This window comes from Fulverythrobacter ferritrahens (assembly GCF_020539485.1).
Classification (GTDB): Bacteria; Pseudomonadota; Alphaproteobacteria; order Sphingomonadales; family Sphingomonadaceae; genus Andeanibacterium; species Andeanibacterium ferritrahens.
Genome location: NZ_JACDXU010000006.1, coordinates 1 through 25,683, shown reverse-complemented (window position 1 = coordinate 25,683; position 25,683 = coordinate 1). Strand labels below are relative to the sequence as shown.

Annotated in this window: 25 protein-coding genes, 1 tRNA gene and 1 pseudogene; 20 read left to right on the top strand and 7 right to left on the bottom strand. The window is 64.9% G+C overall.

Annotated elements, in window-relative coordinates:
• The first annotated feature begins 31 nt into the window (after window positions 1-31).
• From H0274_RS15120 to fdhD, 10 genes are all read left to right on the top strand, one after another.
• The gene (locus H0274_RS15120) at window positions 32-1,144 is read left to right on the top strand and encodes an S-(hydroxymethyl)glutathione dehydrogenase/class III alcohol dehydrogenase (RefSeq protein ID WP_226796426.1); all 1,113 of its coding nucleotides are present in this window, start codon (window positions 32-34) and stop codon (window positions 1,142-1,144) included.
• Between the two features lie 41 nt (window positions 1,145-1,185).
• Window positions 1,186-1,566 (top strand): VOC family protein, encoded by a 381-nt coding sequence (locus tag H0274_RS15115; RefSeq protein WP_226796424.1) that lies wholly within the window; start codon window positions 1,186-1,188, stop codon window positions 1,564-1,566.
• Between the two features lie 33 nt (window positions 1,567-1,599).
• Complete coding sequence (locus H0274_RS15110; RefSeq protein ID WP_226796422.1) at window positions 1,600-1,983, top strand: VOC family protein; 384 nt, start codon at window positions 1,600-1,602, stop codon at window positions 1,981-1,983.
• Complete coding sequence (fghA, locus tag H0274_RS15105; protein WP_226796420.1) at window positions 1,980-2,819, top strand: S-formylglutathione hydrolase; 840 nt, start codon at window positions 1,980-1,982, stop codon at window positions 2,817-2,819. Before H0274_RS15110 ends, fghA begins: the two co-directional genes overlap by 4 nt.
• Entirely contained in the window at window positions 2,816-3,241 is a 426-nt protein-coding gene (locus H0274_RS15100) for an NAD(P)H-dependent oxidoreductase subunit E (RefSeq protein WP_226796416.1), read from the top strand. Before fghA ends, H0274_RS15100 begins: the two co-directional genes overlap by 4 nt.
• On the top strand, window positions 3,238-4,755 hold the full coding sequence (locus H0274_RS15095; RefSeq protein ID WP_226796414.1) for an NADH-ubiquinone oxidoreductase-F iron-sulfur binding region domain-containing protein: 1,518 nt from the start codon (window positions 3,238-3,240) through the stop codon (window positions 4,753-4,755). Before H0274_RS15100 ends, H0274_RS15095 begins: the two co-directional genes overlap by 4 nt.
• A 153-nt stretch (window positions 4,756-4,908) precedes the next feature.
• Window positions 4,909-5,439 carry a molybdenum cofactor guanylyltransferase gene (gene mobA, locus H0274_RS15090; RefSeq protein WP_319018303.1) on the top strand — a complete coding sequence of 177 codons (531 nt, stop codon included), beginning with the start codon at window positions 4,909-4,911 and terminating at the stop codon, window positions 5,437-5,439.
• Window positions 5,429-8,275 (top strand): formate dehydrogenase subunit alpha, encoded by a 2,847-nt coding sequence (gene fdhF, locus H0274_RS15085; protein WP_226796412.1) that lies wholly within the window; start codon window positions 5,429-5,431, stop codon window positions 8,273-8,275. The genes mobA and fdhF overlap by 11 nt, the downstream gene beginning before the upstream one ends.
• Window positions 8,272-8,499 carry a formate dehydrogenase subunit delta gene (locus tag H0274_RS15080; RefSeq protein WP_226796411.1) on the top strand — a complete coding sequence of 76 codons (228 nt, stop codon included), beginning with the start codon at window positions 8,272-8,274 and terminating at the stop codon, window positions 8,497-8,499. Before fdhF ends, H0274_RS15080 begins: the two co-directional genes overlap by 4 nt.
• Before the next feature lie 138 nt (window positions 8,500-8,637).
• Window positions 8,638-9,399 carry a formate dehydrogenase accessory sulfurtransferase FdhD gene (fdhD, locus tag H0274_RS15075; protein WP_226796410.1) on the top strand — a complete coding sequence of 254 codons (762 nt, stop codon included), beginning with the start codon at window positions 8,638-8,640 and terminating at the stop codon, window positions 9,397-9,399.
• 49 nt (window positions 9,400-9,448) lie between these two features.
• Here fdhD and metW read toward each other — a convergent pair whose 3' ends face one another.
• Both metW and metX read right to left on the bottom strand, forming a co-directional pair.
• Window positions 9,449-10,039, bottom strand: coding sequence for a methionine biosynthesis protein MetW (metW, locus tag H0274_RS15070; protein WP_226796409.1), 591 nt, complete (start codon window positions 10,037-10,039; stop codon window positions 9,449-9,451).
• Window positions 10,036-11,139, bottom strand: coding sequence for a homoserine O-acetyltransferase MetX (gene metX / locus H0274_RS15065; protein ID WP_226796408.1), 1,104 nt, complete (start codon window positions 11,137-11,139; stop codon window positions 10,036-10,038). The genes metW and metX overlap by 4 nt, the downstream gene beginning before the upstream one ends.
• A gap of 57 nt (window positions 11,140-11,196) precedes the next feature.
• On the opposite strand from metX, the gene H0274_RS15060 reads away from it, so the two are divergent.
• Window positions 11,197-12,342 carry a pyridoxal phosphate-dependent aminotransferase gene (locus H0274_RS15060; protein WP_226796451.1) on the top strand — a complete coding sequence of 382 codons (1,146 nt, stop codon included), beginning with the start codon at window positions 11,197-11,199 and terminating at the stop codon, window positions 12,340-12,342.
• Entirely contained in the window at window positions 12,339-13,265 is a 927-nt protein-coding gene (locus H0274_RS15055; protein ID WP_226796407.1) for a prephenate/arogenate dehydrogenase family protein, read from the top strand. The genes H0274_RS15060 and H0274_RS15055 overlap by 4 nt, the downstream gene beginning before the upstream one ends.
• A gap of 16 nt (window positions 13,266-13,281) precedes the next feature.
• Here H0274_RS15055 and H0274_RS15050 read toward each other — a convergent pair whose 3' ends face one another.
• Genes H0274_RS15050 through ftsE form a run of 5 tightly spaced genes read right to left on the bottom strand, consistent with a single transcriptional unit; the run spans window position 13,282 to window position 17,398 of the window.
• Window positions 13,282-14,538, bottom strand: coding sequence for an NRAMP family divalent metal transporter (locus H0274_RS15050; RefSeq protein WP_226796406.1), 1,257 nt, complete (start codon window positions 14,536-14,538; stop codon window positions 13,282-13,284).
• The gene (locus H0274_RS15045) at window positions 14,535-15,218 is read right to left on the bottom strand and encodes a lysophospholipid acyltransferase family protein (protein ID WP_226796449.1); all 684 of its coding nucleotides are present in this window, start codon (window positions 15,216-15,218) and stop codon (window positions 14,535-14,537) included. The genes H0274_RS15050 and H0274_RS15045 overlap by 4 nt, the downstream gene beginning before the upstream one ends.
• 5 nt (window positions 15,219-15,223) lie before the next feature.
• Window positions 15,224-15,754: a YdcF family protein gene (locus tag H0274_RS15040; RefSeq protein ID WP_226796405.1), complete on the bottom strand. Its 531-nt coding sequence runs from the start codon at window positions 15,752-15,754 to the stop codon at window positions 15,224-15,226.
• A 10-nt stretch (window positions 15,755-15,764) separates the two neighbouring features.
• Window positions 15,765-16,646: a cell division FtsX domain-containing protein gene (locus H0274_RS15035; RefSeq protein ID WP_264295684.1), complete on the bottom strand. Its 882-nt coding sequence runs from the start codon at window positions 16,644-16,646 to the stop codon at window positions 15,765-15,767.
• Between the two features lie 11 nt (window positions 16,647-16,657).
• Window positions 16,658-17,398, bottom strand: coding sequence for a cell division ATP-binding protein FtsE (ftsE, locus tag H0274_RS15030; protein ID WP_226796403.1), 741 nt, complete (start codon window positions 17,396-17,398; stop codon window positions 16,658-16,660).
• A gap of 103 nt (window positions 17,399-17,501) precedes the next feature.
• Between ftsE and H0274_RS15680 the strand changes: the two are divergent.
• From H0274_RS15680 to H0274_RS14990, 8 genes and pseudogenes are all read left to right on the top strand, one after another.
• Window positions 17,502-17,615: pseudogene (locus H0274_RS15680) on the top strand (MJ0042-type zinc finger domain-containing protein); the annotation flags it as partial.
• 435 nt (window positions 17,616-18,050) lie between these two features.
• Entirely contained in the window at window positions 18,051-18,578 is a 528-nt protein-coding gene (locus H0274_RS15020) for a thioredoxin (RefSeq protein WP_226796455.1), read from the top strand.
• 109 nt (window positions 18,579-18,687) lie between these two features.
• Window positions 18,688-18,774 (top strand) — tRNA-Leu (locus H0274_RS15015).
• Window positions 18,775-18,992: 218 nt separating this feature from the next.
• Window positions 18,993-19,982: an HlyD family efflux transporter periplasmic adaptor subunit gene (locus H0274_RS15010; protein ID WP_226796402.1), complete on the top strand. Its 990-nt coding sequence runs from the start codon at window positions 18,993-18,995 to the stop codon at window positions 19,980-19,982.
• Window positions 19,983-20,005: 23 nt separating this feature from the next.
• Window positions 20,006-21,790 (top strand): ATP-binding cassette domain-containing protein, encoded by a 1,785-nt coding sequence (locus H0274_RS15005; RefSeq protein WP_226796401.1) that lies wholly within the window; start codon window positions 20,006-20,008, stop codon window positions 21,788-21,790.
• A complete protein-coding gene (locus H0274_RS15000) occupies window positions 21,787-22,947 on the top strand; it encodes an ABC transporter permease (RefSeq protein WP_226796400.1) in 1,161 nt (386 codons plus the stop codon). The genes H0274_RS15005 and H0274_RS15000 overlap by 4 nt, the downstream gene beginning before the upstream one ends.
• Window positions 22,947-24,038 carry an ABC transporter permease gene (locus tag H0274_RS14995; protein ID WP_226796399.1) on the top strand — a complete coding sequence of 364 codons (1,092 nt, stop codon included), beginning with the start codon at window positions 22,947-22,949 and terminating at the stop codon, window positions 24,036-24,038. The genes H0274_RS15000 and H0274_RS14995 overlap by 1 nt, the downstream gene beginning before the upstream one ends.
• A 4-nt stretch (window positions 24,039-24,042) precedes the next feature.
• Window positions 24,043-25,458: an efflux transporter outer membrane subunit gene (locus tag H0274_RS14990; RefSeq protein WP_226796398.1), complete on the top strand. Its 1,416-nt coding sequence runs from the start codon at window positions 24,043-24,045 to the stop codon at window positions 25,456-25,458.
• The last annotated feature ends 225 nt before the right edge of the window (window positions 25,459-25,683 follow it).

The following is a 25,683-nucleotide window of genomic DNA, read 5'->3' as shown; positions in this document are numbered from 1 at the left end:
TTTTGCCGGACAATTCGATGAGGATCCTTGCATGAAGACCCGCGCCGCAGTCGCTTTCGCCCCGAAGCAGCCGCTCGAAATCGTTGAAGTCGATCTCGAAGGCCCCAAGGCCGGCGAAGTTCTGGTGGAAATCATGGCCACCGGCATCTGCCATACAGATGCCTATACGCTGGATGGTTTCGACAGCGAGGGTATCTTCCCCTCGATCCTGGGCCATGAAGGCGCAGGCGTGGTGCGCGAAGTGGGGCCGGGCGTCACCTCGGTGAAGCCGGGGGACCATGTGATCCCGCTCTACACCCCGGAATGCCGCCAGTGTAAGTCGTGCCTTTCGGGCAAGACCAACCTGTGCACCGCGATCCGCGCGACGCAGGGCAAGGGCCTTATGCCCGATGGCACCACCCGCTTTTCCTACAAGGGCGAGCCCATCTTTCATTATATGGGCTGCTCCACCTTCTCGAACTTCACTGTCCTGCCCGAAATCGCGGTCGCCAGGATCCGCGAGGACGCACCGTTCCAGACCAGCTGCTATATCGGCTGCGGCGTGACCACGGGCGTCGGCGCGGTGGTGAACACCGCCAAGGTGCAGGTGGGCGATAATGTCGTGATCTTCGGCCTGGGCGGCATCGGCCTCAACGTGATCCAGGGCGCGCGGCTTGCGGGCGCCAACAAGATCATCGGCGTGGACATCAATCCCGACCGCGAGGAATGGGGCCGCCGTTTCGGCATGACCGAATTCCTCAACAGCAAGGGCATGAGCCGCGAGGATGTAGTCGCCAAGATCGTCGAGATGACCGACGGCGGTGCGGATTACACTTTCGATGCCACCGGCAATACCGATGTGATGCGCACCGCGCTGGAAGCCTGCCATCGCGGCTGGGGCACCTCCATCATCATCGGCGTGGCCGAAGCGGGCAAGGAAATCAGCACCCGCCCGTTCCAGCTGGTGACCGGCCGCAACTGGCGCGGCACGGCCTTCGGCGGGGCCAAGGGCCGCACCGACGTTCCCAAGATCGTGGACATGTACATGCAGGGCAAGATCGAGATCGATCCCATGATCACGCATGTCATGGGCCTGGAAGAAATCAACACCGCCTTTGACCTGATGCATGCGGGCAAGTCGATCCGCAGCGTCGTGGTCTTCTGAGGCTTCTGAACCGACAACGGCAAGAAAGAGAAATCTGAGACATGTTCAATCACATCTTCGTCGGCACCAATGACATCGCCGCTTCGCGCAAGTTCTATGACGCGACGATGGCCGTGCTCGGCTATGAAGGCCACCCGCTGCCGCATGGCACCGTCTATCCCAGCGCCAATGGCAGCTTCATCGTGGCGACTCCCGCTGACGGCGAAAGCGCCACCTGCATGAACGGCTTCACCTTCGGCTTCACGGCCGCCGATTACGATCAGGTCGATGCCTGGCATGCGGCCGGCCTCGCAGCAGGCGGCACCGATGCGGGCGCGCCGGGTTTCCGCGCTGCCTCGCCGGGCAACATGTATGGCGCCTATCTGCGCGATCCGGACGGCCACAAGATCTGCGCCTACACGCCGAACACCGGCGAACGCTAAGCATCGGCTCCGCGCAAGGGAGGGGTTTCCGCCATGTTCAGCCATTTGTCGGTGGGCAGTAACGATATTGCCCGCTCAAAGGTGTTTTACGACGCCCTGTTCACGGCCTGTGGTGGAAACCCCGCCTTCGTCGATCCCAAGGGCCGCCTTGTCTATATCCACAAGGGCTCGATCTTCCTGGTGACCCGCCCGATCGATGGCGAGGCTGCCACCCATGCCAATGGCGGGACGATCGGCCTGGCGATGGATTCGCCCGACCAGGCCGACGCCTGGCACGAGGCTGGCGTCGCCGCGGGCGGGACCGCGATCGAAGAACCGCCGGGTTGGCGCGACAGCGCCAATGGCCGCCTTTATCTCGCTTATCTGCGCGATCCGGACGGCAACAAGCTCTGCGCACTCTATCGGGACGTGAAATGACCATCGAAGCCGATAGCAGCTGGAAAAGCCACGGCGGCACGCAGGGGGTCTATACCCATGCTTCCGCCGTCACCGGCACGCCGATGACCTTCTCGGTCTTTGTGCCCGCCCATGCACCGGGCGCGAAGCTGCCGGTGCTGTGGTATCTCTCCGGCCTCACCTGCACTCATGCCAATGTCACCGAAAAGGGCGAGTTCCGCGCAGCCTGCGCCGAACATGGCATCATCTTCGTCGCGCCCGACACTTCGCCGCGCGGTGACGATGTGCCCGACGATGAAGGCTATGATTTCGGCAAGGGCGCGGGCTTTTATGTGGATGCCACGCAGGAACCCTGGGCCGCGAATTTCCGCATGCGCTCCTATATCGAGCAGGAATTGCCGGGAATCGTCGCCGCCAATTTCCCGGTCGATATGGAGCGGCAGGGAATCACCGGCCATTCGATGGGCGGCCACGGGGCATTGACTATATCCTTGCGCAATCCCGGCCGCTTCCGTTCGACCAGTGCCTTTTCGCCGATCGTCAGCCCGCTGAACTGCCCCTGGGGCGAAAAGGCGCTGACCGGCTATATCGGCGCGGATCGCGCAAAATGGCGGGAATATGACGCGGTTGCCCTGATCGAAGATGGCGCCAGTTTGCCCGACCTGCTGGTGGACCAGGGCACGGCGGACAACTTCCTTGAAGGGCAGCTCAAGACTCACTTGCTTGACCATGTCTGCCGAAACGCCGATATGCGCGCCGCCATCCGCATGCAGGAGGGGTATGACCACTCCTATTATTTCATCTCGACCTTCATGGCCGAACATGTCGCCTGGCACGCTGAAAGACTGAAAGCATGAGCCGCGAACAACGCCTGTCCGAAATCATCGCCGACCATCAGGGCCGTGAAGGCCCCTTGCTGCCGATTCTGCACGACGTGCAGGAAGAATTCGGCTGCGTGGATGAGGAGGCCGAGCGCGTCATAGCTCTCGCCCTCAATCTTAGCCGTGCCGACGTGCATGGCGTGGTCAGTTTCTACCATGACTTCCACACGAAGGCCGATTCGCGCCCCGTGGTGCAGATATGCCGTGCGGAAAGCTGCAAGGCACGCGGCGTGGAAGCGCTGATGGAAGGCGCGGTCAGGGCCGCTGGCGAGCGTGTGAAGCTGGCCGATGTCTATTGCCTGGGCCTGTGCAGCAGCGGCCCCAATGCCCGTGTGGGTGACAAGCTCCATGCCCGGCTCGACGGTGCGGCGCTCAACAAGCTGATTGAAAACGCATGACTATCATCCGTATCTCCGATGACGCTCTCGCGCGCGCCTGCGGCGCCGATGAACTGGCAGCCGCCTTCGCCAAGGCCGGCGCTACGGTGGAACGCACCTCCAGCTGGGGCATGCAGTGGCTCGAACCGCTGGTGGAAGTGGGCGGCAAGGGCTTTGGCCCCGCGACGCTGGACGATGTCGCCGCAATCCTCGACGGAACGAGCGACAAGGCTATTGGCGTAATCGCCGAACATCCCTTCATCGCCAGCCAGCAGCGCCTGACCTTCGCCCGCGCGGGCAAGTCGCGTCCGTTGAGCCTTGAGGATTACGAACAGCACGATGGCTGGGTCGGTCTGAAGCGCGCCCGCCAGATCGGGTCCGAACAGATCATCGCCGAACTGCTCCATTCCGGCCTGCGTGGCCGTGGCGGTGCCGGCTTCCCCGCCGCGATCAAGTGGAAGACCGTGGCCGGCGCCGTGGCTGACCAGAAATACATCGTCTGCAACGCGGACGAAGGTGATTCGGGCACCTTTGCCGACCGCATGATGATGGAAGGCGATCCCTTCGCCCTGATCGAGGGCATGGCGATTGCCGGTGAAGCCGTTGGCGCCACCAAGGGCTATATCTACGTCCGCAGCGAATATCCCGATGCGATCGACAAGCTGCGCAAGGCCGTGAACCTGTGCGCCCACATCATCGCGCCGTTCGAATGCGAAATCCGCGCGGGCGCCGGGGCCTATGTCTGCGGCGAGGAAACCTCGCTGCTCAACAGCCTTGAAGGCAAGCGCGGCGAAGTGCGCGCCAAGCCGCCGCTGCCTGCATTGCAGGGCCTGTTCGGCAAGCCCACCGTGGTCAACAATGTGCTGACCCTGTGCGCCGTGCACCACATCCTGGCCGAAGGCGGCGCCGAGCATTATCAGAGCCTCGGCATCGACCGTTCGAAGGGCACCATGCCCATCCAGCTGGCCGGCAACATCAAGCATGGCGGGCTTTACGAGACCGCTTTCGGCATCACGCTGAATGAACTGGTCTATGACATTGGCGGCGGCACGGCTTCCGGCCGCCCGGTCAAGGCGGTGCAGGTAGGCGGGCCGCTGGGCGCCTATATCCACCCCGACCAGTTCGAAGTTCCCTTCGATTACGAAGCCTATACCGGGCTCGACGCGCTGATCGGCCATGCCGGCATCACCGTGTTCGACGATACGGCCGACATGGGTGCGATGGCGCGCTTCGCGATGGAATTCTGCGCTGTCGAAAGCTGCGGCAAGTGCACCCCCTGCCGCATCGGTTCGACGCGCGGCGTGGAACTGATCGACCGCATCCGTGCGGGCGGGCGTGTTCTGGCGGGTGTTGAGCTGGCGCCGCAGATGCACAACATGCCCAAGCAGGGCCGCAGCCAGGATGACGAGATCAAGCTGCTGGAAGATCTGTGCGAGACGATGAAGTTCGGCTCGCTCTGCGCTCTGGGTGGCTTCACTCCCTATCCGGTGATGAGCGCTCTCAAGCACTGGCCGGATGATTTCCGGGGCAAGTGAGTTTCGTATATCTGAAAAAACGAACGTTTTTCACGATATGGAAAAGCATGTTTGCCCCAAAGGCGGTTTGTAGGTAAAACTTACGATCGATAAGTGCACGGAATCGGCGGCTCTGCGGGGTCGCTCGGGAGTTGGGCTGGAGTGATCCTCGGAGTGGTCTTGGCTGGCGGACAATCGAGCCGCTTCGGCAGTGACAAGGCGCTCGCCATGTTGGGCGGGCGTTCGCTGCTCAACCGCTCGATCGATGCGCTCGGCTCCTGGTGCGACGACGTTGTGATTGCGGGGCGCGAAACCGGCCCTGAAACCGGCGAAACGCACTGCATTCCGGACTGGCCCGCGCCGGGCATGGGCCCGCTGGGCGGCGTTGCCGCCGGGTTGCGTCATGCGAATGAAAACGGGTTCGACAGCGTGATGACCTGCAGCGTGGATAGTTTCGACCTTCCGGCGGACCTGCCCGATCTGCTCGCCGCTCCGCCCTGTTATCTGGGCGATCAGCCGGTCATCGGGCACTGGCCGGCGAGTGCGGCCGCTGCGGTGGAAACCATTCTGGCCAGCGATAGTAAGCATTCGATGAGGGAATTTGCCGAGGCAATCGGCGCCATCAACGTGAAAAGCGGCGCAAAGCCTGCTAATATCAATACACCTGCGGATCTTGCCGCAGCGGAGAAGCGCAATGGGATATGAACGCCAAGCCGATTTCGGCACCCCCGAAGTCAAGTCCGACCAGCAGGTAACCCTGACGATCGACGGCCGCGAAGTCACCGTGCCTGCCGGCACGACCGTGATGCGTGCAGCGGCTGAATGCGGCGGCTCTATCCCCAAACTCTGCGCGACCGACAGCCTCAACCAGTTCGGCTCCTGCCGTCTGTGCCTCGTCGAGATCGAAGGCGCGCGCGGCACGCCTGCCAGTTGCACCACGCCGGTCGGCCCGGGCATGGTGGTCCACACCCAGACCCCGCGCCTCGAAAAGCTGCGCAAGGGCGTGATGGAGCTCTATATCTCCGATCACCCGCTGGACTGCCTCACCTGCTCGGCCAACAATGATTGCGAGCTGCAGGATCAGGCCGCCAATGTCGGCCTGCGCGACGTGCGCTATGGCTATCAGGGCGAAAACCACATGGGGCAGGACGTCGATACGTCGAACCCCTATTTCGATTTCTCGCCCGACAAGTGCATCGTGTGCAGCCGCTGCGTGCGCGCCTGCGGTGAAACACAGGGCACTTTCGCGCTGACCGTCGATGGTCGCGGCTTTGCTTCCAAGATCAGCGCCGGCCAGTCAGGCGACGATTTCCTTTCTTCCGAATGCGTCAGCTGCGGCGCCTGCGTGCAGGCCTGCCCCACCAGCGCGCTGATGGAAAAGAGCGTGGTGGAACATGGCAAGCCGGAACGCGCCGTGGTCACCACCTGCGCCTATTGCGGCGTGGGCTGCACCTTCCGCGCGGAAATGAAGGGCGAACAGCTCGTCCGCATGGTGCCGTGGAAGGATGGCAAGGCCAATCGCGGCCATAGCTGCGTGAAGGGCCGCTTCGCCTGGGGTTACGCCAACCACCAGGATCGTATCCTGAAGCCGATGATCCGCGATTCGATCGACCAGCCCTGGCAGGAAGTCAGCTGGGAAGAAGCGCTGAGCTACACCGCCGCCAAGATCAAATCGATCAAGGAAACCTACGGCGCCCGCGCCCTGGGCGGCATCACTTCCAGCCGCTGCACCAATGAGGAAACCTTCCTCGTCCAGAAGCTGATCCGTGGCGGTTTCGGTTCGAACAACGTCGATACCTGCGCCCGCGTATGCCACTCGCCCACGGGCTTCGGCCTGTCGCAGGCCTTCGGCACCAGCGCCGGCACGCAGGATTTCGATTCCGTCATGGATGCCGATGTGATCCTGCTGATCGGTGCCAACCCGACCGACGGGCACCCCGTGTTCGCCAGCCGCATGAAGCGCCGCCTGCGTCAGGGTGCGAAGCTGATCGTGATCGATCCGCGCCGGATCGACCTCGTCCGCTCGCCCCACATCAACGCGGAACATCACCTGCCGCTGCAGCCTGGCACCAATGTGGCCGTGCTGACCAGCATCGCCCATGTGATCGTGACCGAAGGCCTCGCTGACGAAGCCTTCATCCGCGAACGCTGTGACTGGGACGAATATCAGGACTGGGCGCGTTTCGTTTCGGACGAAAAGCACAGCCCCGAATATCTCGAAGCCGTGACCAAGGTTCCGGCCGAAACCGTGCGTCAGGCCGCGCGCCTTTACGCCACCGGCGGCAATGGCGCGATCTATTACGGCCTGGGCGTGACCGAGCACAGCCAGGGTTCGTCCACCGTGATGGCCATTGCCAACCTCGCCATGGTAACCGGCAATATCGGCCGCCGCGGCGTGGGCGTGAACCCGCTGCGTGGCCAGAACAACGTGCAGGGCTCGTGCGACATGGGCTCGTTCCCGCACGAGCTTTCGGGCTATCGCCACCTGTCCGACAGCGCGACCCGCCAGATGTTCGAGAAGGACTGGGGCGTCAGCCTCGATCCGGAACCGGGCCTGCGCATCCCCAACATGCTCGACGCGGCCGTGGATGGCACCTTCCGTGCGATCTACATCCAGGGCGAGGACATTCTCCAGTCCGATCCGGACACGCATCACGTGGCCGCCGGCCTCGCCGCGATGGATCTGGTGATCGTCCACGACCTGTTCCTGAACGAGACCGCGAATTACGCTACCGTGTTCCTGCCGGGTTCGACCTTCCTTGAGAAGGACGGCACCTTCACCAATGCCGAACGCCGCATCCAGCCGGTGCGCAAGGTGATGGAACCGGCTAATGGCTATGCCGACTGGGAAATCACCCAGATGCTGGCCAATGCCATCGGCTGCGACTGGAACTATACCCACCCGAGCGAAATCCTCGACGAAATCGCCCGCCTGACGCCGACCTTCACCGGTGTTTCGTGGGAACGTCTGGAACGCGAAGGTTCGCTGCAGTGGCCGGTGAACGAGAAGTTCCCGGATGGTTCGCCGATCATGCATGTGGACGGCTTCGTGCGCGGCAAGGGCAAGTTCGTGGTGACGGAATATGTCCCCACCGACGAACGCACCGGCCCCCGCTTCCCGCTGCTGCTCACCACCGGGCGCATCCTCAGCCAGTACAATGTCGGCGCGCAGACCCGCCGCACCGCCAATGTCGTGTGGCATCATGAGGACGTGCTGGAAATGCACCCGACTGACGCGGAAAATCGTGGCCTTGCCGATGGCTCGTGGGCTCGCCTTGCCAGCCGCACCGGCGAAACCACCCTGCGCGTGGTGGTGACCGATCGCGTGGCGCCGGGCGTTGTCTATACCACCTTCCACCACCCCGCGACGCAGGCGAACGTCGTGACCACCGACTATTCGGACTGGGCCACCAACTGCCCCGAATACAAGGTGACCGCGGTTCAGGTAACGCCGTCCAACGGCCCCTCCGAATGGCAGGAAGAATATAACGCCCAGGCCGAGCGTTCGCGCCGGATCGCTCATGTGGAGCCCGCAGAATGAGCAGCACCCAGGAAAAGCTCCGCCGCATGGCGGACCAGATCGCCACCAATCTTCAGGCCCGTGGGCATGAGGAAGCGGTGGCGGCCACTGCCGAGCATATCTGGAAGTTCTGGGATCCGCGCATGAAGGCGGGGATTTTCGCGGACGACCTTTCCGTGCTCACCCCCATCGCGCGTGAGGCGATCGAGAAGCTCAAGGCCGACGCTCAGCAGAGCGCGGCCTGACGCTAAGCTACCTGTCGTCATTGCGAGGGACCAAAGTTCCCGCGGCAATCCGGGGCCCAATCCCTTACACTCTGGATTGGTTGGCCTTTGGCCAGCTTCCGCTTCCGCTTTGCCCGCAATGACGGCTAAGAAGCCTGCATGACCTCCCCTGTCGAAATCAGTCGGTCCGGCGAACGCCGCGATGTGGCGCGCCAATGGGTGCCCGAAGTGCCGGTGGCGCTGGAATTCAACGGCCTTGCCTATGCCGTGATGATGGCCAGCCCCATGGACCTTGAGGATTTCGCGCTCGGCTTCGCGCTGACCGAAGGGCTGGCCAGGAAGCCTTCCGACCTGTCCGACATCGATGTGGTGGAGGTGGAGAAGGGCTGGATCGTCCGCGCCAGCCTCACCGGCCTTGGTATCGAACAACTCACCGAACGCGTCCGCGCGCGGGTTGCGGAAAGCTCCTGCGGGCTATGCGGGATCGAAAATCTCGATGCCGTGGCAAAGCCTCTGCCTGAAGTGCCGCAGCACGCCGCGCTCGATCCGCAGGCGATCTTTCGTGCGCTGGGCGATTTGCGAGATTACCAGAGGCTCGGCCGGGCGACCGGTGCGGCCCATGCCGCTGCCTTCGTTACAGAGGATGGCACGATCCTCCACGCGCGCGAGGATGTCGGGCGGCATAATGCGATGGACAAGCTGATCGGCGCGCTGGCCAAGGCGGGGCAAAGCCCGGCGGAAGGCTTCATCCTTTCTACCGCGCGCTGTTCCTACGAAATCGTGGAGAAGGCTGTCCGCGCCGGGGCGACCCGCCTTGTCACCATCTCCCTGCCCACCGGCATGGCCGTGGACCGCGCAAGGGCGGCGAGGCTGAGCCTGTGGTGCCTGGCGCGGGACGATTCGGTGCTGTTGGTCAACTGAAGCCGGTTTTCCGGAAAGCCTGCTCAGCCTGAACGGAGGCCCGGCGCGCCTAGCGGCTCAGCTGGAACACCGCATGTTCCGCCCACCAGTTCGCCCCGGTGGAGCCGATTTCCCGATCATGCGCGAAGAACCAGCAGCCTTCGGTCTTCACGCCCTTTTCCGCCAGCAGCGCGCGGAAATCCGCGATGGTGAGATGGTGGATATTCTCCGTCTCATACCAGCTGACCGGCAGATGCGGCGTCACCGGCATGCGCCCCTTCACCAGCAGCGAAAGGCGCATCCGCCAATAGGCGAAGTTGGGGAAGCTGACGAAAGCCTGCCGCCCGACGCGCAGCAAATGCTCCAGCATCAGATCCGGCCGCTCGGCCGTCTGCAACGTCTGGCTGAGGATCGCGTAATCGAATGCGCCATCGGGATATTCGGCAAGGTCGCGATTGGCATCGCCCTGAATCACCGACAGGCCCTTGCTGACGCATAGCTCGACCTTTTCCGGGCTCAGTTCCAGCCCGCGCGCATCCACGCCGCGTCCGTCACGCAGGGCGGCCATCAGCGATCCATCGCCGCAACCGACATCCAGCACCCGCGCTCCGGCGGGAATGTGGCGGGCGATCACTTCGAGGTCGGGACGCAGGGTACTCATTCGAGGAAGCCCTTGATCACGCGGTCCTGCGCGGGAACGTCCAGCAGGAAGCTGTCATGCCCATAAGGCGCGGAAAGCTCTACGAAGCTGACCGGCGCGGCCACGGCATTGAGCGCATGGACAATGTTGCGCGATTCGGCAGTAGGATAGAGCCAGTCCGTATCGAAGCTGATCAGGCAGAAGCGGGCACTGGTTCGGGCAAAGGCATCGGCCAGCCTGCCGCCATGCTCTTCCGCCAGATCGAAATAATCCATCGCGCGGGTGATATAGAGATAGGAATTGGAATCGAACCGGTTGGTGAAGCTGATCCCCTGATAGCGCAGATAGCTTTCCACCTGGAAATCCGCATCGAAGCCGAAGCTCTTGGAATCCCGGTCCTGCAGGCGGCGGCCGAACTTGTCGGTCAGCCCCGCTTCGGAAAGATAGGTGATATGCGCCGCCATCCGCGCCACGGCGAGGCCAGCATCGGGCGCGCGGCCCGTGGCGTAATAGGCCCCGCCCTGCCAGTTGGGATCGGCCATGATCGCCTGGCGCCCAACCTCGTGGAAGGCGATGTTCTGGGCCGAATGGCGCGCGGTAGTGGCGATGGCCAGCACGCGCTGCGTCCGCTCGCCGAAATTGGCCGCGAAGCTGAGCGCCTGCATCCCGCCCATCGATCCGCCGACCACGGCATGGAGGCATTCGATCCCCAGCGCATCGAGCAGCGCGACCTGCGCGCGCACCATGTCGCGAATGGTGATGACGGGAAAGCGCATGCCGAAGGGCTGGCCATCGGGCGCGAGGCTGGCCGGGCCGGTGGAGCCCATGCAGCTGCCGATCACATTGGCGCAGATCACGTGGAACCGGTCCGTATCGATCGGCTTGCCCGGCCCCACCGTGCGCGACCACCAGCCTGGCTTGCCGGTGATTGGGTGGGGATTGGCGACATATTGGTCGCCCGTCAGCGCGTGGCAGATCAGGATCGCATTGTCCTTGTCCGCCGACAGATTGCCATAGGTTTCATAGGCGATCTCCACCCCTTCCAGCGCCTGCCCGCTATCCAGCGGCAGGGCGTGAGGCAGGGTCAGCTTGGCACTCGTGGAGGTAAGAATGGTCGCCATTGCGCCAAGCGACTTGGGGGACGCCAAGCGGGCTGTCAATTGCGCGCGAACATGGCTATGCGCCCGCGGGTTATGTCCGAACAGAAGATCAGCCCAGCGCAGCCCGCAAAAGCCCCCATGCCCAAGCCGTGGATCGCCGCGATCCATGCCTATGTGCCGGGCAAGTCGCGCAGCGCGGATGGGCGTGAACTGATCAAGCTGTCAGCCAACGAGAACCCGCTGGGCACCAGTCCGGCGGCTCTGGAGGCGCGCAGGCATGCCCCCTTGCCGGACCGTTATCCCGATCCGGACTCGGTTGCCTTGCGTGAGGCGCTGGGTGCCCTGAACGGCATTCCGGCCGAACGTATCGTCTGCGGCACCGGATCGGACGAACTGCTGCACCTTGCCGCCCAGGCCTATGCCGGGGTGGGGGACGAAGTGCTCTATGTGCGCTACGGCTTTTCGGTCTACGATATTGCCGCGCGCCGTTGCGGCGCGACCCCGGTGGTGGCGCCCGATCTCGATTACGGCACCGATGTCGATGCGCTGCTGGCGCTGGTGAACGAGAAGACCCGCGTGGTCTTCCTCGCCAATCCCAATAATCCCACCGGCAGTTATCTGCCCAAGGGCGAGATTGCCCGGCTGCATGCCGCGCTTCCGGCCGATGTGCTGTTCGTGATTGATCAGGCCTATGCCGAATATCTGACGCCGGAAGATGACGACGGCGGGCTGGCGCTGGCGGCTTCGGCCCCCAACGTGCTGGTCACGCGCACCTTCTCCAAGATCTACGGCCTTGCCGGGGACCGGATCGGATGGGGCACGGGCTCTGCCGAGATCGTTTCCATGCTCAACCGCATTCGCGGGCCATTCAACCTTTCCGGTGTGGCTCAGGCGGCGGCCATCGCCGGGCTGGCGGATCAGGACTTTGTCGAACATTCGCGCCAGCACAATCTGGCCGAGCGCGCTCGCTTCGTGTCCGTGCTGGAATCCCTCGGCAATCACGGGCTGCGTCCCCTGCCGAGCAAGGCGAACTTCGTGCTGACCCTGTTCGAAGGCAAGCTGACTGCCCAGATGGCGCATGATGGGCTGGCCGAGCGCGGCTATGCCACGCGCTGGCTGCCGGGGCAGGGCCTGCCGCAGGGCCTGCGCATCACTATCGGCACGACCGAGCAGATGACCGAGATCGCCGCCATCCTGCGCGAACTGGCGGAAGCCGCGCGATGAGCCCGGCACCTGCCCCTTTCGGCACGGTCGCGATCATCGGGCTGGGGCTGATCGGCGGCTCCATCGGCCTTGCCGTGGGCGAGCATATTCCCGGCACGCATACTACTGGCTTTGACGCGGACCCGGCAGTGCGCGAACGCGCGCGGGAACGCGGGCTGGCCGATGTGGTGTGCGACACGGCTGAGGAGGCCGTGCGCGATGCAGATCTGGTGATCTTCTGCGTGCCGGTGGGCGCGATTGCCGATGTCGCGCGCGATCTGGCGCCGTTCATTCCGCAAGGCGCGGTGATCAGCGATGTCGGCTCTTCCAAGCAGACTATTGCCATGGCCTTGGGCGAGATCTTTCCGGCCAATCCGGTGGTTCCCGCCCATCCGGTTGCGGGTACGGAGCAGAGCGGCCCGGATGCCGGCTTTGCCACCTTGTTCCAGCAGCGCTGGTGCATCATCACCCCGCCCGAGGGGGCGGACGCCGTATCGGTGGCGCGGCTGTTTTCCTTCTGGGAAGCACTGGGCGCCATGGTGGAAACCATGGACCCGCAGCACCACGATCTGGTGCTGGCGGTGACGAGCCATATTCCGCATCTGATCGCCTATACGATCGTGGGCACGGCTTCCGATCTGGAAGACGTTACGCGCAGCGAAGTGATCAAATATTCGGCCGGCGGCTTTCGCGACTTTACCCGTATCGCCGCTTCGGACCCGACCATGTGGCGCGACGTGTTCCTGAACAATCGCGACGCGGTGCTGGTGATGCTGCGGCGCTTCACGGGTGACCTTTCGATCATGGAGAAGGCCATCCGCGAGGGCGACGGCGATGCCCTGTTCGAGCTGTTCACCCGCACTCGCGCCATTCGCCGCTCCATCGTTGCCTTGGGGCAGGACGATGCGCGGCCCGATTTCGGGCGCACGGACCACAAGAGTTAAGGCAGGAAGGCCTCTCTCAGGTGAACAGGAACACGCCCGCCACCAGTGTCATGGCGGCCGTGGAAATCCACCCGGCCACGGCCAGCCAGCCGCGCACGGCCAATGGCCCCATCACCTTGCGATTGCAGGCGATCAGCATCGTTACCGCCATCAGCGGCGGGGCGAGCAATCCGTTCACGACCGCCGCCAGATAAAGCGCGCGCATCGGATCGATCGACAGCAGGTTCAGCGCCACGCCGCCCAGTGTCGCCGTGGCGATGGTGGCATAGAATGCCTTGGCCTCGCGCGGCTTGCGGTCCAGCCCTTCCACCCAGCCGAAGGCCTCGCTCAGCGCATAGGCGGCGCTGCCGGCAAGGATCGGCACTGCAAGCAGGCCCGTGCCGATGATGCCGATGGCGAACAGGGCGAAGGTCAGCTCGCCCGCGATAGGCCGCAATGCCTCTGCCGCCTGCGCCGCGCTTTCGATATCGTGCACGCCATTGGCATGCAGGGTGGCCGCTGTGGCGATGATGATGAACAGCGCCACGACCTGTGAAAAGCCCATGCCGATCAGCGTATCGGTGCTCAGGCGGCGAAGCTCCCGCCCCGCCTGGCTGGGCGCGACATGCAGCGGCTTGATGTGGCGGCGGCGCTGTTCCTCCACTTCCTGCCCGGCCTGCCAGAAGAACAGATAGGGGCTGATAGTGGTGCCCAATACTGCGACGAGGGCCATCGCATGGACCTTGTCGAACTGGAATTGCGGAATCAGCATGCCGCGTATCGCCTGGTCCAGCGGGACATCGACCACGAAGACCACGCCGACATAGGCGAAGAGCGAGAGCGTGGTCCATTTGAGTATGCGGGCGTAGCGATCGTAGCTCAGCAGCACTTCCAGCAGCACGCTCAGCACGCCGAAGGCCGCAGTATAGGCCAGCACCGGCCCGGGCACGATCAGCGCCAGCGCGGCGCCCATCGCCCCCAGATCCGCCCCCAGATTGATCACATTGGCCAGCAGCAACAGCAGCACGGCGCCCTGCAACAGCGGCAAAGGATAATTGTGGCGCAGATTCTGGGCGATACCCCGCCCGGTCGTGGCGCCGATCCGCGCGCAGATCGCCTGGATCGCGGCGAGCAGCGGGAAGCCGAAGAACATCGTCCAGGCCATGCCATAGCCGAATTGCGCGCCGACCTGGCTGTAAGTGCCGATGCCGCTGGGATCGTCATCGGCCGCGCCGGTGACCAGCCCCGGCCCCAGCACTTCCAGCAACGAAGGATCGTCTTCCTGCGGCTTCACGGATTGAGCGCGTTGATCGCTGCGCCCACGCGTTCTTCCAGTTCCTTGCGGGGAAGATCGGGCGGGATGGCTTCGCCGAAGCGCAGGACGATGGTGCCCTTGCGCTTCCACAGGCGGTGGTAGAGCGGCCCGCTGTTCACGGCCACCGGCACCACCGGCAGGCCGAGCACCTTGTAAAGCCCGGCGAAGCCCGCGCGCAGGGGGGCAGGTTTGCCATGGGGAACGCGGGTGCCTTCAGGGAAGATCGCCAGCGGGCGGCCGGTTGCAGCAAGGGCCTTCGCCTCGCTGAGCATGAAACGCAGCGCCTTTGCCCCCTGCTCGCGGGCCACCGGCACCGCGCCATAGGCGCGCGCGGCCTTGCCCCACAGCGGAATGCGGAACAGCTCTTCCTTGGCGAAGGGGGCGGGGCGATGCAGCGAGCGGGCAATGTCGATCGCCTCGAAAAAGCTCTCGTGCTTGAAGGCATAGAAGGCCGGGCCTTCGGGCCGCTGCCCTTCCTCCACCACGCGGATGCACAGGATATGCTCCACGCACCAGCGGTGGAACGCGCTCCACGCGTCGGGCACCTTGCGGAAGCGTTCCGGGCCCAGCGGCAGAGCCGCCATGGCCGCCAGCAGGAACAGCACCGTGACGCCATAGAACACGGCATAGAAGGCAAGGCTGCGCACCACGTTGCCCATTGCGCTCACCAGGGCAGGAGCCGCGCCAGGAAGGCCGCGATCAGCTTGTGATATTCAAGGAACAGGATGCGCAGCGAAGGCCGGGAAGGAACCGCATCTTCCACGATCTCCACATCGCCGGGCATTTCGGATGAAAGCTCCAGCGCGGCGCGGCGCATGTGCCAGTCCGTGGTGACGAGGCGGAGGGAGGAAACATTGCGTTCGCCCACCCAGGTCGCCGTTTCAGCAGCATTGCCCCGCGTATCCAGCGCCGCGAAGCCCAGCGTGATGCAGCATTCCATCAGCTTGCCATCCACCTTGTATTCTGCGGCGAATTCGCGCGGCTTCACATTGCCGTCCACGCCGCTGACCAGCAATTGCTGCGCCTTTCCGCGCCGCAACAGGTCCAGCCCGCGCGGTATCCGGCCCTCGCCCCCGGTAGGCACGACAATGGCGTCGGTCTTCTCCTCCCCCGCCGGTCCGGGAAGGAACACGGCGAACCAGAAGAACCCGAGGGCCCAGATCACGAAGAAAGCGCCAAGCGCGCGGCGAATCACGTCCCCATCCTCACAGCATCTTCCTGAGCGCCGCGAGCACGGTAAGCCGCGCGGTGAACATGGCGATCAATACCCCGGCAAAGGGGATTCCCGCAATCGCCAGCCAGTCGGCCCAGCCAAGTCCTCCACCGGCGACCATGCCCGAGCCCAAAGCCGCGAATTGCCGCCCCAGCAGCAGCACCGCCCCGGCGCCCAGCAGCGCGCCGGCCACGCCGCCCAGCAGGGCATCGATCCCCACGGAGCGCTGGAAGATCCGGGCGATCTGCCCGTCGCTGCCGCCCAGCAGGTGCACGATCTCGATTGTGGCGCGATTCGTTCCCAGCGCGCTGCGGGCGGCCAGCCACACCGCCGCTGCGCTGGTGGCGCCCAGCAATATCACCAGCCCGGCCGCGAGCCATTTGAGCGAGGATATGGCCGAGAATACCGGGGCCAGCCAGCTGGACTGGGCATCCACCTGCGCGGCCGGAACGCGGGCCTTCAGCAGGGCGCGGATGTCGCGCAGTTTCTCGGGGGTGACCGGGCCGGAAAGGCGCACGTCGATCAGGGCGGGCACGGGCACCACATCCTGCGCCGTCCCGATATCCTCTCCCAGCCAGGGCTCCACCAGTTCGCGCAATTCGCTGTCCGCCACGCGCTGGGCCGTTTCCACCCCTGTCACATTGGCAAGCAGCGACAGGGCCAGTTCGGCCTGCCTTTCCCGCTCGGCAGGCTCGGCCTCCACGATCTGCACCGTCAGCCCGCCCGAAAGCTCGGCCCGCGCCGCCTGCGCCAGATTGTTGAGCGCCAGGCCGCCTGCCGCCGCGATGGTGGTCAGCGCCACCATGATCGCAATTACCCAAGGCATCGGCCCCGCCAGCCGTGCCTGCGGCACCAGCTGCGCCTTGCGTTCCATCCGCAGCCAGCTCACTGCCTTTCCTCCTCCATGCGAGAGAAGGGCCGCCGGGGCGGATAACGCAGCGCGCCTGTGGGATCGCTGAGCCTGCCCTTGTCGAGCCGCATGATCAGCGATTCGCGCACATTCTTCAGCAGATGCAGATCGTGAGTGGCCACCACCACGGTAGTGCCCAGCCGGTTGAGCGCCTCGAACAGGCGCAGCAGCTTGAGCGCCAGTTCCGGATCGACGTTGCCGGTCGGTTCGTCGGCCACCAGCATGTCGGGCCGGGCGATCACTGCGCGGGCAATGGCCACGCGCTGCTGTTCCCCGCCCGAAAGCGTGGCCGGGCGGGCATCGGCGCGGTCCGCCAGGCCGACCCATTCGAGCATTTCCGATACGGGCCGGATGATCTCGCTCTCCCGCACGCCGGAAACGCGCAGCGGCAGGGCGACATTGTCGAAGGCGGAGAGGTGCTGCACCAGCCGGAAGTCCTGAAACACCACGCCCAGCCTGCGGCGGAACGCGGGCAGGCGCGCGCGCGGCAGGGTGATGACATCGGTGCCGAACATGCGGATCGCCCCGCGCGAGGGGCGCTGGGCGAGATAGAGCAGCTTCAGCAGCGAAGTCTTGCCCGCGCCGCTTGCCCCGGTGAGAAAATAGAAGCTGCCGGGATAAAGCGTGAAGGAAATGTCGCTCAGCACTTCCTTGCCGGCGCCATAACGCAGCCCGACATTGTCGAACTGGACGATATCCCCCTCAGGCATCGTCATGCCCCGGGCAAATCCGCATCCAAAGGCGTGGCAGGGTTAATTTCGTCCATGTGGGGTGGCTATAGCCGGTGATCGATGTGGAAAAAAGGCACACGCGGCCTTGATGCACAAACAGCGACTCTTGTGGCGATTCGCGCATGTGCCTAATGCTGGTGCCACAATGATCATCGCCTGCCCTGCATGTGCGACGCGTTACGTGGTTCCCGATAGCGCGATCGGCATTGAAGGCCGTACCGTGCGGTGCGCCAAATGTCGCCATAGCTGGTTCCAGGATCCTCCTGCGCCGCAAGCGCCTGAGGCAGATTCCCGCGTGCAGGCAGCGCCGCCTCCCGTCGCCCCGGAACCGGTTGCGACACGGGCGGAACCTTCGGTGGAACCCCAAGCCCCGCTTCGGCAAGCCGCCCCGCTGCGACAAGCTGCGCCCTTCCGGCAAGCTGCCCCGCAGCAGCCGGCGCGCCCGGCGCCTTCACCGCGCGCCGCACCTCCACCACCTCCACCACCTCCCGCGCCGGAACATGAGCCGGAACCCGATGCGCGGCCCGGCTTCGTCGGGCTGGGCGTCCCTTTCCCGGCCGAGCCATCCCCGCGGCCATCTCCTTCTCCCTCGTCCTCTCCCGCTCCGGTCGAGGCTCCCGAGCCGCCGCAGGCGATCATGGGCGATCATATGCCCCCCCCGCCGCCCTTCAGCGAGGCGGATGTCTATGGCGAGGATCGCTATTCGCGCTTCGATCCCGAGCCGCCCTTCCGCCGCCGCCGCAACACCTTGCGGCTGTGGACCTATGCGGCGGCCATTTTCGCAGTGTTCGCGCTCGGTTCGGTATTTGCGGTCAGCTATTGGGGCCTGCCGGATTGGGTTCCGGTCAGCCGCCCGACCTTCGGCGTGGGGCAGAGCGACCTGGTGCTGGATTTCCCCGCCAGCAAGCAGGACCGGCGCCAGTTGCCCAATGGCATCGAATATTTCGGCGCCAGCGGCACGGTCACCAATGTCGGCAAGGTCACGCGTAACCTGCCGCCGATTCTGATCGTGCTGCGCGACGGGCGGGAACGCATCGTCTATAGCTGGGAAATCGCACCGCCCCAGCGCACGCTGGCCCCGGGGGAGAGCGTGACGATCAATGAAGCGGTGACGGATGTGCCCAAGGCCGCCAAATTCGCGGAAATCGGCTGGAAGCCCAGCTAAGTTACGCTCCGCGCGAAAAATAGGTCGCCAGCGCGCTTGCAGGGGTGAAACTGCTTTGCTAAGGGCCCGCTCCTACCCCGCGAGGGCCCTTCCGGCTCTTGTCGATTTTGCGGTCGTGGCGGAACTGGTAGACGCGCAACGTTGAGGTCGTTGTGGGCGAAAGCCCGTGGAAGTTCGAGTCTTCTCGACCGCACCATCTCCCTAGAGATCAGATGGCTCCAGCCCCCGGCATCATGCCGACGGGGTTAGAGTCATGCCCGGTTTCCGCATGTGGCCATCAGGGCATCTGCTGGGGCATCTGATTGAGTTGTTGTTGCGAAGGGATTAGAAAATGCAGGCAGCGCCTGAAGGTTTTGCGCTGCTGCATAGCCAGATTCGCAATTCGATAAACGCCATCCTCACTGGGGGGACAGAATGAACGGGAAGCGTATCCTCGCACTTGCCGGCGCTGCCATCGTGCTGATCGCTGCTGTTGCCACCAATGGCTTCGGGCTGATCGGCCGGGGCAATGACGGAGAGCTGACGCTCTACGGCAATGTCGATATTCGCGAAGTGGACATGGCCTTCCGCGTGGGCGGGCGAATCGCGGCAGTGGATGTGGATGAAGGGGACAAGGTCGAGCCGGGCCAGCTTCTCGCCCTGATCGATCCCGCCCCGCTCGACAGCCGCATCGCGGAATCGGATGCGATGATCGCGCAGGCCCGCGCCCAGCTGGCCGAGCTGATGAACGGAAGCCGCTCGCAGGATGTGGGGCAGGCCCGCGCCCGGGTGGAAGCCGCGCGGGTGGCCCTGCGCAAGGCCCAGCAGGATGTGGACCGGCGCCAGGGGCTGGTGGAACCCGGCGCGATCAGCCGCGACGTGTGGCAGGCCACCGTGGCCCAGCGCGATCAGGCGCAGGCCCAGCTCACCGAAGCCCAGCAGATGCTTTCCAAACTGGATCAGGGCGCGCGCAGCGAACAGATCGACGCGGCCAGGGCCCAGCTCAAGAGCGCGATGGCCGCGCGCGGCAGCCTGATGGTGGACCGGGGCGACACGGCCCTGCGCGCCGCCACTGCCGCCACTGTCGTCACCCGCGCGCAGGAACCCGGTGCCATCGTCCAGCCGGGGCAGACCGTGCTGACCCTTTCGATCGACCGGCCCCTGCGCGTGCGTGCCTATGTGGCGGAAACCGATCTGTCGCGCGTGGCGCCCGGCATGAAGGTGCAGGTGAAGGCGGACGGGAACGACAAGACCTATCACGGCACGATCGGCTTCATTTCTCCGCGCGCCGAATTCACGCCCAAGACCGTGCAGACAGAGGATCTGCGCACCGATCTTGTCTATCGCATGCGCATCACGGTTTCGGACCCGGATGACAGGCTGCGGCAGGGCCAGCCGGTAACGATAGTGGTTCCGGGCAAGTAGGCGGCCGCAGAAAGGGCCCCGCCATGCCGCAAGCCGCGCCCCCCGATACTGGCCCCGATACTGGCCAGCCGCGCGAGGTGATTGCCCGCGCCACCGGCCTTGTCAAAAGCTTCAAGGGTGCCGCCGCGCCTGCGCTGGCGGGCGTTTCCATGACGGTGGAGGCAGGCACCATCACCGGCCTTGTCGGGCCGGACGGGGCAGGCAAGACCACGCTGATCCGCCTGCTGGCCGGGCTGCTCCGCCCCGATCAGGGGGAAGTCGCCATTCTGGGCCAGCGGCCTGCAATGATGCTCGACCAGCTGGGCTACATGCCCCAGCGCTTCGGCCTTTATGAAGATCTGACGGTCCGCGAAAATCTCGACCTCTATGCAGAGCTGCGCGCCCTGCCTAGGGAAGAGCATGAGGAAACCTTCGCGCGGCTGCTGGAGTTTACCGACCTTGCCCGTTTTCAGGACCGGCTGGCGGGCAATCTTTCCGGGGGCATGAAGCAGAAGCTGGGCCTTGCCTGCACATTGGTGCGCACCCCGCGCCTGATGCTGCTCGACGAGCCGGGCGTGGGCGTCGATCCCATTTCGCGCCGCGAATTATGGGCCATGGTCCAGCACCTCACCGCGCAGGGCATCGGCATTTTATGGTCCACCGCCTATCTCGACGAGGCGGAGAAATGCGACCGGGTCTATCTGCTCAATGAAGGCAGCCTGCTGTTCGAAGGCCCGCCGGGAGACCTGACCGGGCGGGCGGAAGAGCGCGTCATCCAGGTGAGCGGTTTCGAGCCGCGCCGTCGCCGCTTCCTGACCCGGACGCTCGACCGGCCGGACATCATGGACGGTACGATCCAGGGCCGCTCGGTCCGCCTGCTGCTGCGCGATGGTTGCGATGTGCCCACGGCCGAATCCTTCGCCGCAGGGGATGGCACACAGGTTGCCCCCGGCGTGCCGCGTTTCGAGGATGGCTTCATCGAGATTCTCGGCGGCGGCCCGCGGGGCACCAGCGCCCTTGCGGAGAATTACCGCACCATCCCGCGCGATGAACGCCCCGCGATCGAAGCCAAGGGCCTGACCAGGAATTTCGGCGCCTTCACTGCCGCGCGCGACATGGATTTCGCCATTCCGCAGGGGCAGATCTACGGGCTGCTGGGCCCCAATGGCGCGGGCAAGTCCACCACTTTCAAGATGCTGTGCGGCTTGCTGACACCCAGCGAAGGTTATGGCGCGGTGGCCGGAAACGATCTGCGCCGTTCGGCGGCGGAAGCGCGCGCATCGCTGGGCTATATGGCGCAGAAATTCTCGCTCTATGGCGAGCTGAGCGTGGCGCAGAATCTCGATTTCTTTGCCGGGGCCTATAATCTCGGCCGGGCCGATGCCCGCCGGGCCAAGGAGGCGATGATCGAGATTTTCGACCTTGGCGACAAGCTCGACATGAATTCCGGCGCCCTGCCGCTGGGCTTCAAGCAGCGCCTCGCGCTGGCCTGCGCGGTGATGCACCAGCCGCCGGTGCTGTTCCTCGACGAGCCGACTTCGGGCGTCGATCCCGTCACAAGGCGCATGTTCTGGACGCATATCAACGGGCTGGTGGAAAAGGGCGTGACCGTGCTGGTCACTACCCATTTCATGGATGAGGCCGAATATTGCGATGACGTTTCGCTGATCTATCGCGGCGAACAGATCGCCACCGGCACGCCCGATGCGCTGAAGGCGCAGGCCGGCGCGATAACAGGTGCGGCGGACCCGACGATGGAGGATGCCTTCATCGCCCTGATCGAGGCCAGCGATCTTGACCGCGAAACGAACGGGAACCTTGCGGCATGAACGAAGCCCCTGAACCTCCCCCCGCCTCCGGCCCGATCCGCTTCAGCTCCCGCCGGTTGCGGGCGATGATGGCCAAGGAATTCGCCCAGATCGTGCGCGATCCGTCCACTTTCCTCATCGCGCTGGCCATGCCGCTGCTGCTGCTGTTCCTGTTCGGCTATGCGGTGTCGCTCGACACGCAGGGCACGAGAGTGGCGGTGGTGGTGGAGGATTCCAGCGCGCCCGCGCTCGCCCTTTCCGGCGCCTATGCCGCCTCGCCCTATTTCCACACCTTGCCCATGCGTAACCGGGCGGAGGCGCGGCATCTCATGGTCAGCAGCCAGATCAGCGCAATCATCGTGATCCCGCAGGATTTCGGCAAGGATCTGCATGACGGCCGCCTACCCGAAATCCAGATCGTGACCGACGGATCGCAGCCCAACACCGCCACTTTCGTGGCCAGCCATGCGCAAGGCGTGTTTCAATCCTGGGCCGCGAATGAAGGCATGCCCGGCATGCTGGACAAGGCGCCGCAGATCGAACTGTCTCCCCGCTTCTGGTACAACCCCGCGCTCAAGAGCCGCAATTTCCTGGTGCCGGGATCGATCGCGGTGGTGATGACCATGATCGGCACGCTGCTGACCGCGCTGGTGGTGGCGCGCGAATGGGAACGCGGCACGATGGAGGCGCTGCTGGCCACGCCGCTGAGCATGGCCGAATTCGTCGCCAGCAAGATCCTGCCCTATTATCTTCTCGCGCTCGCCTCGATGAGCTTGTGCACGGTGATCGGCGTCGCGATTTTCGGCCTGCCTTTCCGTGGATCGCTGCTGGCGCTTTACGTGATCGCCTCGGCCTTCCTGATGCCCGCACTGGGGCTGGGGCTGTTCATTTCCTCGGCCACGAAGAACCAGTTCGTCGCCAGCCAGATGGCGCTGCTTTCGTCCTTCCTGCCCACCTTCCTGCTCTCCGGCTTCGTTTACGAGATTTCCTCCATGCCGGTGTGGATTCAGGCGATCACCTATGCCGTGCCCGCGCGCTATCTGATCCCCTCGTTGCAGACGCTGTTCCTCACTGGCGACATCTGGGGCCATTTCCTGCCCAATATCGCGATCATGCTGGGCTTCGGCTTCCTGTTCTTCTTCCTCTCCTTCTGGGTAACGCGCAGGAGTCTCGACTGATGCAACGCCTCAAGGCCAGCATCGTGAAGGAAATCTGGTCGATGCTGCGCGACCCGAAGGCGCGCATCGTGCTGGTGGTGCCGCCGCTGCTGCAATTGTTCATCTTCACTTTCGCCACCACGCTGGATGTGAAGAATGTGGATGTCGCGGTGCTGGATCGTTCGGGCGGCACCCATGCCGCGGAACTGGTCCAGCGCATCGCGGGCAGCCCCAATTTTCGCAACATCGTCTATCTGCGCTCCTCGCAGGATCTGCGCCACGCGATCGACAACCAGAAAGTGATCGCCGCGCTGGTGATCGAGGAGGGTTTCGACCGCGCGCTGGACAAGGGCAGGCCGGGCCGGGTCGGGCTGGTGCTGGATGGCCGCCGTTCCAATGCGGCGCAGATCGTGGCGGGCTATGTCTCGGGCATCACCGCCCAGATGGATGTGGAGGCGATCCCGCAGATGGAAGGCGGGCCGCAGGTGACCCACTGGTTCAACCCCTCGCTCGATTTCATCTGGTTTACCCTGCCTGCGCTGATCGTGATCATCGTGGCTATTGCCGGCCTGGCCATCACCAGTCAGACCGTGGCGCGGGAACGGGAACTGGGCACATTCGATCAGCTGCTGGTCAGCCCCTTACGCGTCCATGAAATCCTGATCGGCAAGATGGTGCCGCCCTTCCTGGTGGGCTTCGGCAACGGCACGCTGTTCCTCGTCGTCGCGCAGCTGGTGTTCGGCGTGCCCTTCACCGGGTCATACCTGCTGTTCTTCATCTCGCTGGCGACCTATCTCATGGCGCTGATCGGGGTGGGGCTGTTCGTCTCCTCTCTGGCGATGACCCAGCAGCAGAGCTTCCTCGGCAGCTTCGTGGCCACCACGCCGCTGATGCTGCTTTCCGGCTATGCCAGCCCCATCGCCAATATGCCGGAATGGCTGCAGACCGTTACCTACATCAATCCCGCGCGCTATTTCCTGATCATCGTGCAGGGCCTGTTCCTGAAGGGCATGCCCGCTGCCGACGTGCTGCAACAGCTCTGGCCGCTGATGATCATCGCGCTTGTCACTCTCACGGCCGCCGCCTGGCTGTTCCGGTCGCGAATGGAGTAATCCGATGCGTTTCCGCCTTCTTCTCCCGCTCCCCCTCCTTGCGCTGGCGGCCTGCAAAGTGGGCCCCGATTATCAGCGGCCGCAAAGCGCGATGGCGGCCGACTGGCTGGAGCCTGCCTCCACCGCGCCTGTCAGCGCCGATTGGTGGCGGCAGTTCGGCGATGCGCAGCTGACCGCGCTGGTGGAGCGCGCGCTCGCCTCCAGCCCGGACATCCGCCAGGCCAAGGCCCGCATTGCCGAGGCGCGCGCCATGAGGGAAGCGGCGCAGGGCGGGCGGATGCCGCTGGTGACGATGACGCGCGACACATCGCTGAACCGCATCAGTGAGAACGGCCAGTTCCCGGCGAGCCAGATTCCCGGTTTCGATCCGGAATTCCCCCTGATCGACAGCGGCTTCGATGCCAACTGGGAAATGGATACATGGGGCCGTGCCAGCCGCGAGGTGGAGCGGGCCCGCGCGATGGAACAGGCCGCCGAATGGGCCCGGCGCGATGCGGTGGTTTCGCTGACGGCGGAAGTGGCGCGCACCTATGTCGATTTCCGCCTCGCGCAGGAACAGCTGGCCGCCGCCCGGACCGAGCAGGATGCCGCCGCCAAACTGGCCGAGCTGGCCGATATGCGCGCCCGCGCGGGCGAGGGATCGCGGCTGGAGGCGGAACAGGCCACGGCTCAGCGCGAAGTGTCCTCGGCGGCGCTGGCACAGGCGGAAGCCGATGTCGCCGCGTCGGCCTATCGTCTGGCCGCACTTGTGGGCACGCCGCCCGAACAGCTCGTTCCCGGCCTGCTGGCCAGCAGCGGCCCCGTTCCCACCGCGCCCGATACTGTCGCCAGCGGCATCCGTTCCGACCTGTTGGAGCGCCGGCCCGATATTCGCCGCGCCGAAATGGAACTGGCCGCCGCGACCGCCGGGATCGGCGTGGCCAAGGCCGATCTCTATCCGCGTTTCACCCTGCAGGGCAGCATCGGGTTGCAGGCCCAATCGCCCGACGATCTGCTGACCGGGGAGAGCCTGCGCTATCTCGCGGGCGGCTTCTTCCGCTGGCCCCTGTTCAATTTCGGCCGCGTGCGCGCGCAGATCCGCGCGGCGGATGCCAAGGCGGATGGGGCAGCGGCAGCCTATGAGGCGGCCATCGCCAAGGCCCTGGCCGAAAGCGAAGGCGCCGCCAACCGCTTCGCCGCCTCCGCCCGGTCCGGCAGCAATGCCGCCACCTCTCTCCAGCGGGAAGATCAGGCTTTCACCCTTGCCCGCCTGCTGTTCGGGAAGGGGGAAACGAACCGCCTGCAACTGGAACAGGCCCGGCTGCGCCTTGCCCAGTCCCAACGGCAAGAGGCCCAGGCCCGTGCCGGCAAGGCAGGCGCGGCGATTGCGCTCTACAAGGCGCTGGGCGGGGCTTGGCAGGGGGAAGGTGAGGGGAAGTAACGGGCGGCTATCGGTTGCGCGAAGGGCGGGAATGACGAGGTATAGAGGTAGGCGCTACACCCTCAGCGGCCTTTGCGCTCTTTGCGCGAACCCAGAATACTCACGCGGAGACGCGGAGGCGCGGAGGGAACGGGCCCAGCCGCACCCTCTCCGCGCCTCCGCGCCTCCGCGTCTCCGCGTGAAACCCTCTACATCTTCATCCAGCAGGGGATGCCCAGCGATCCC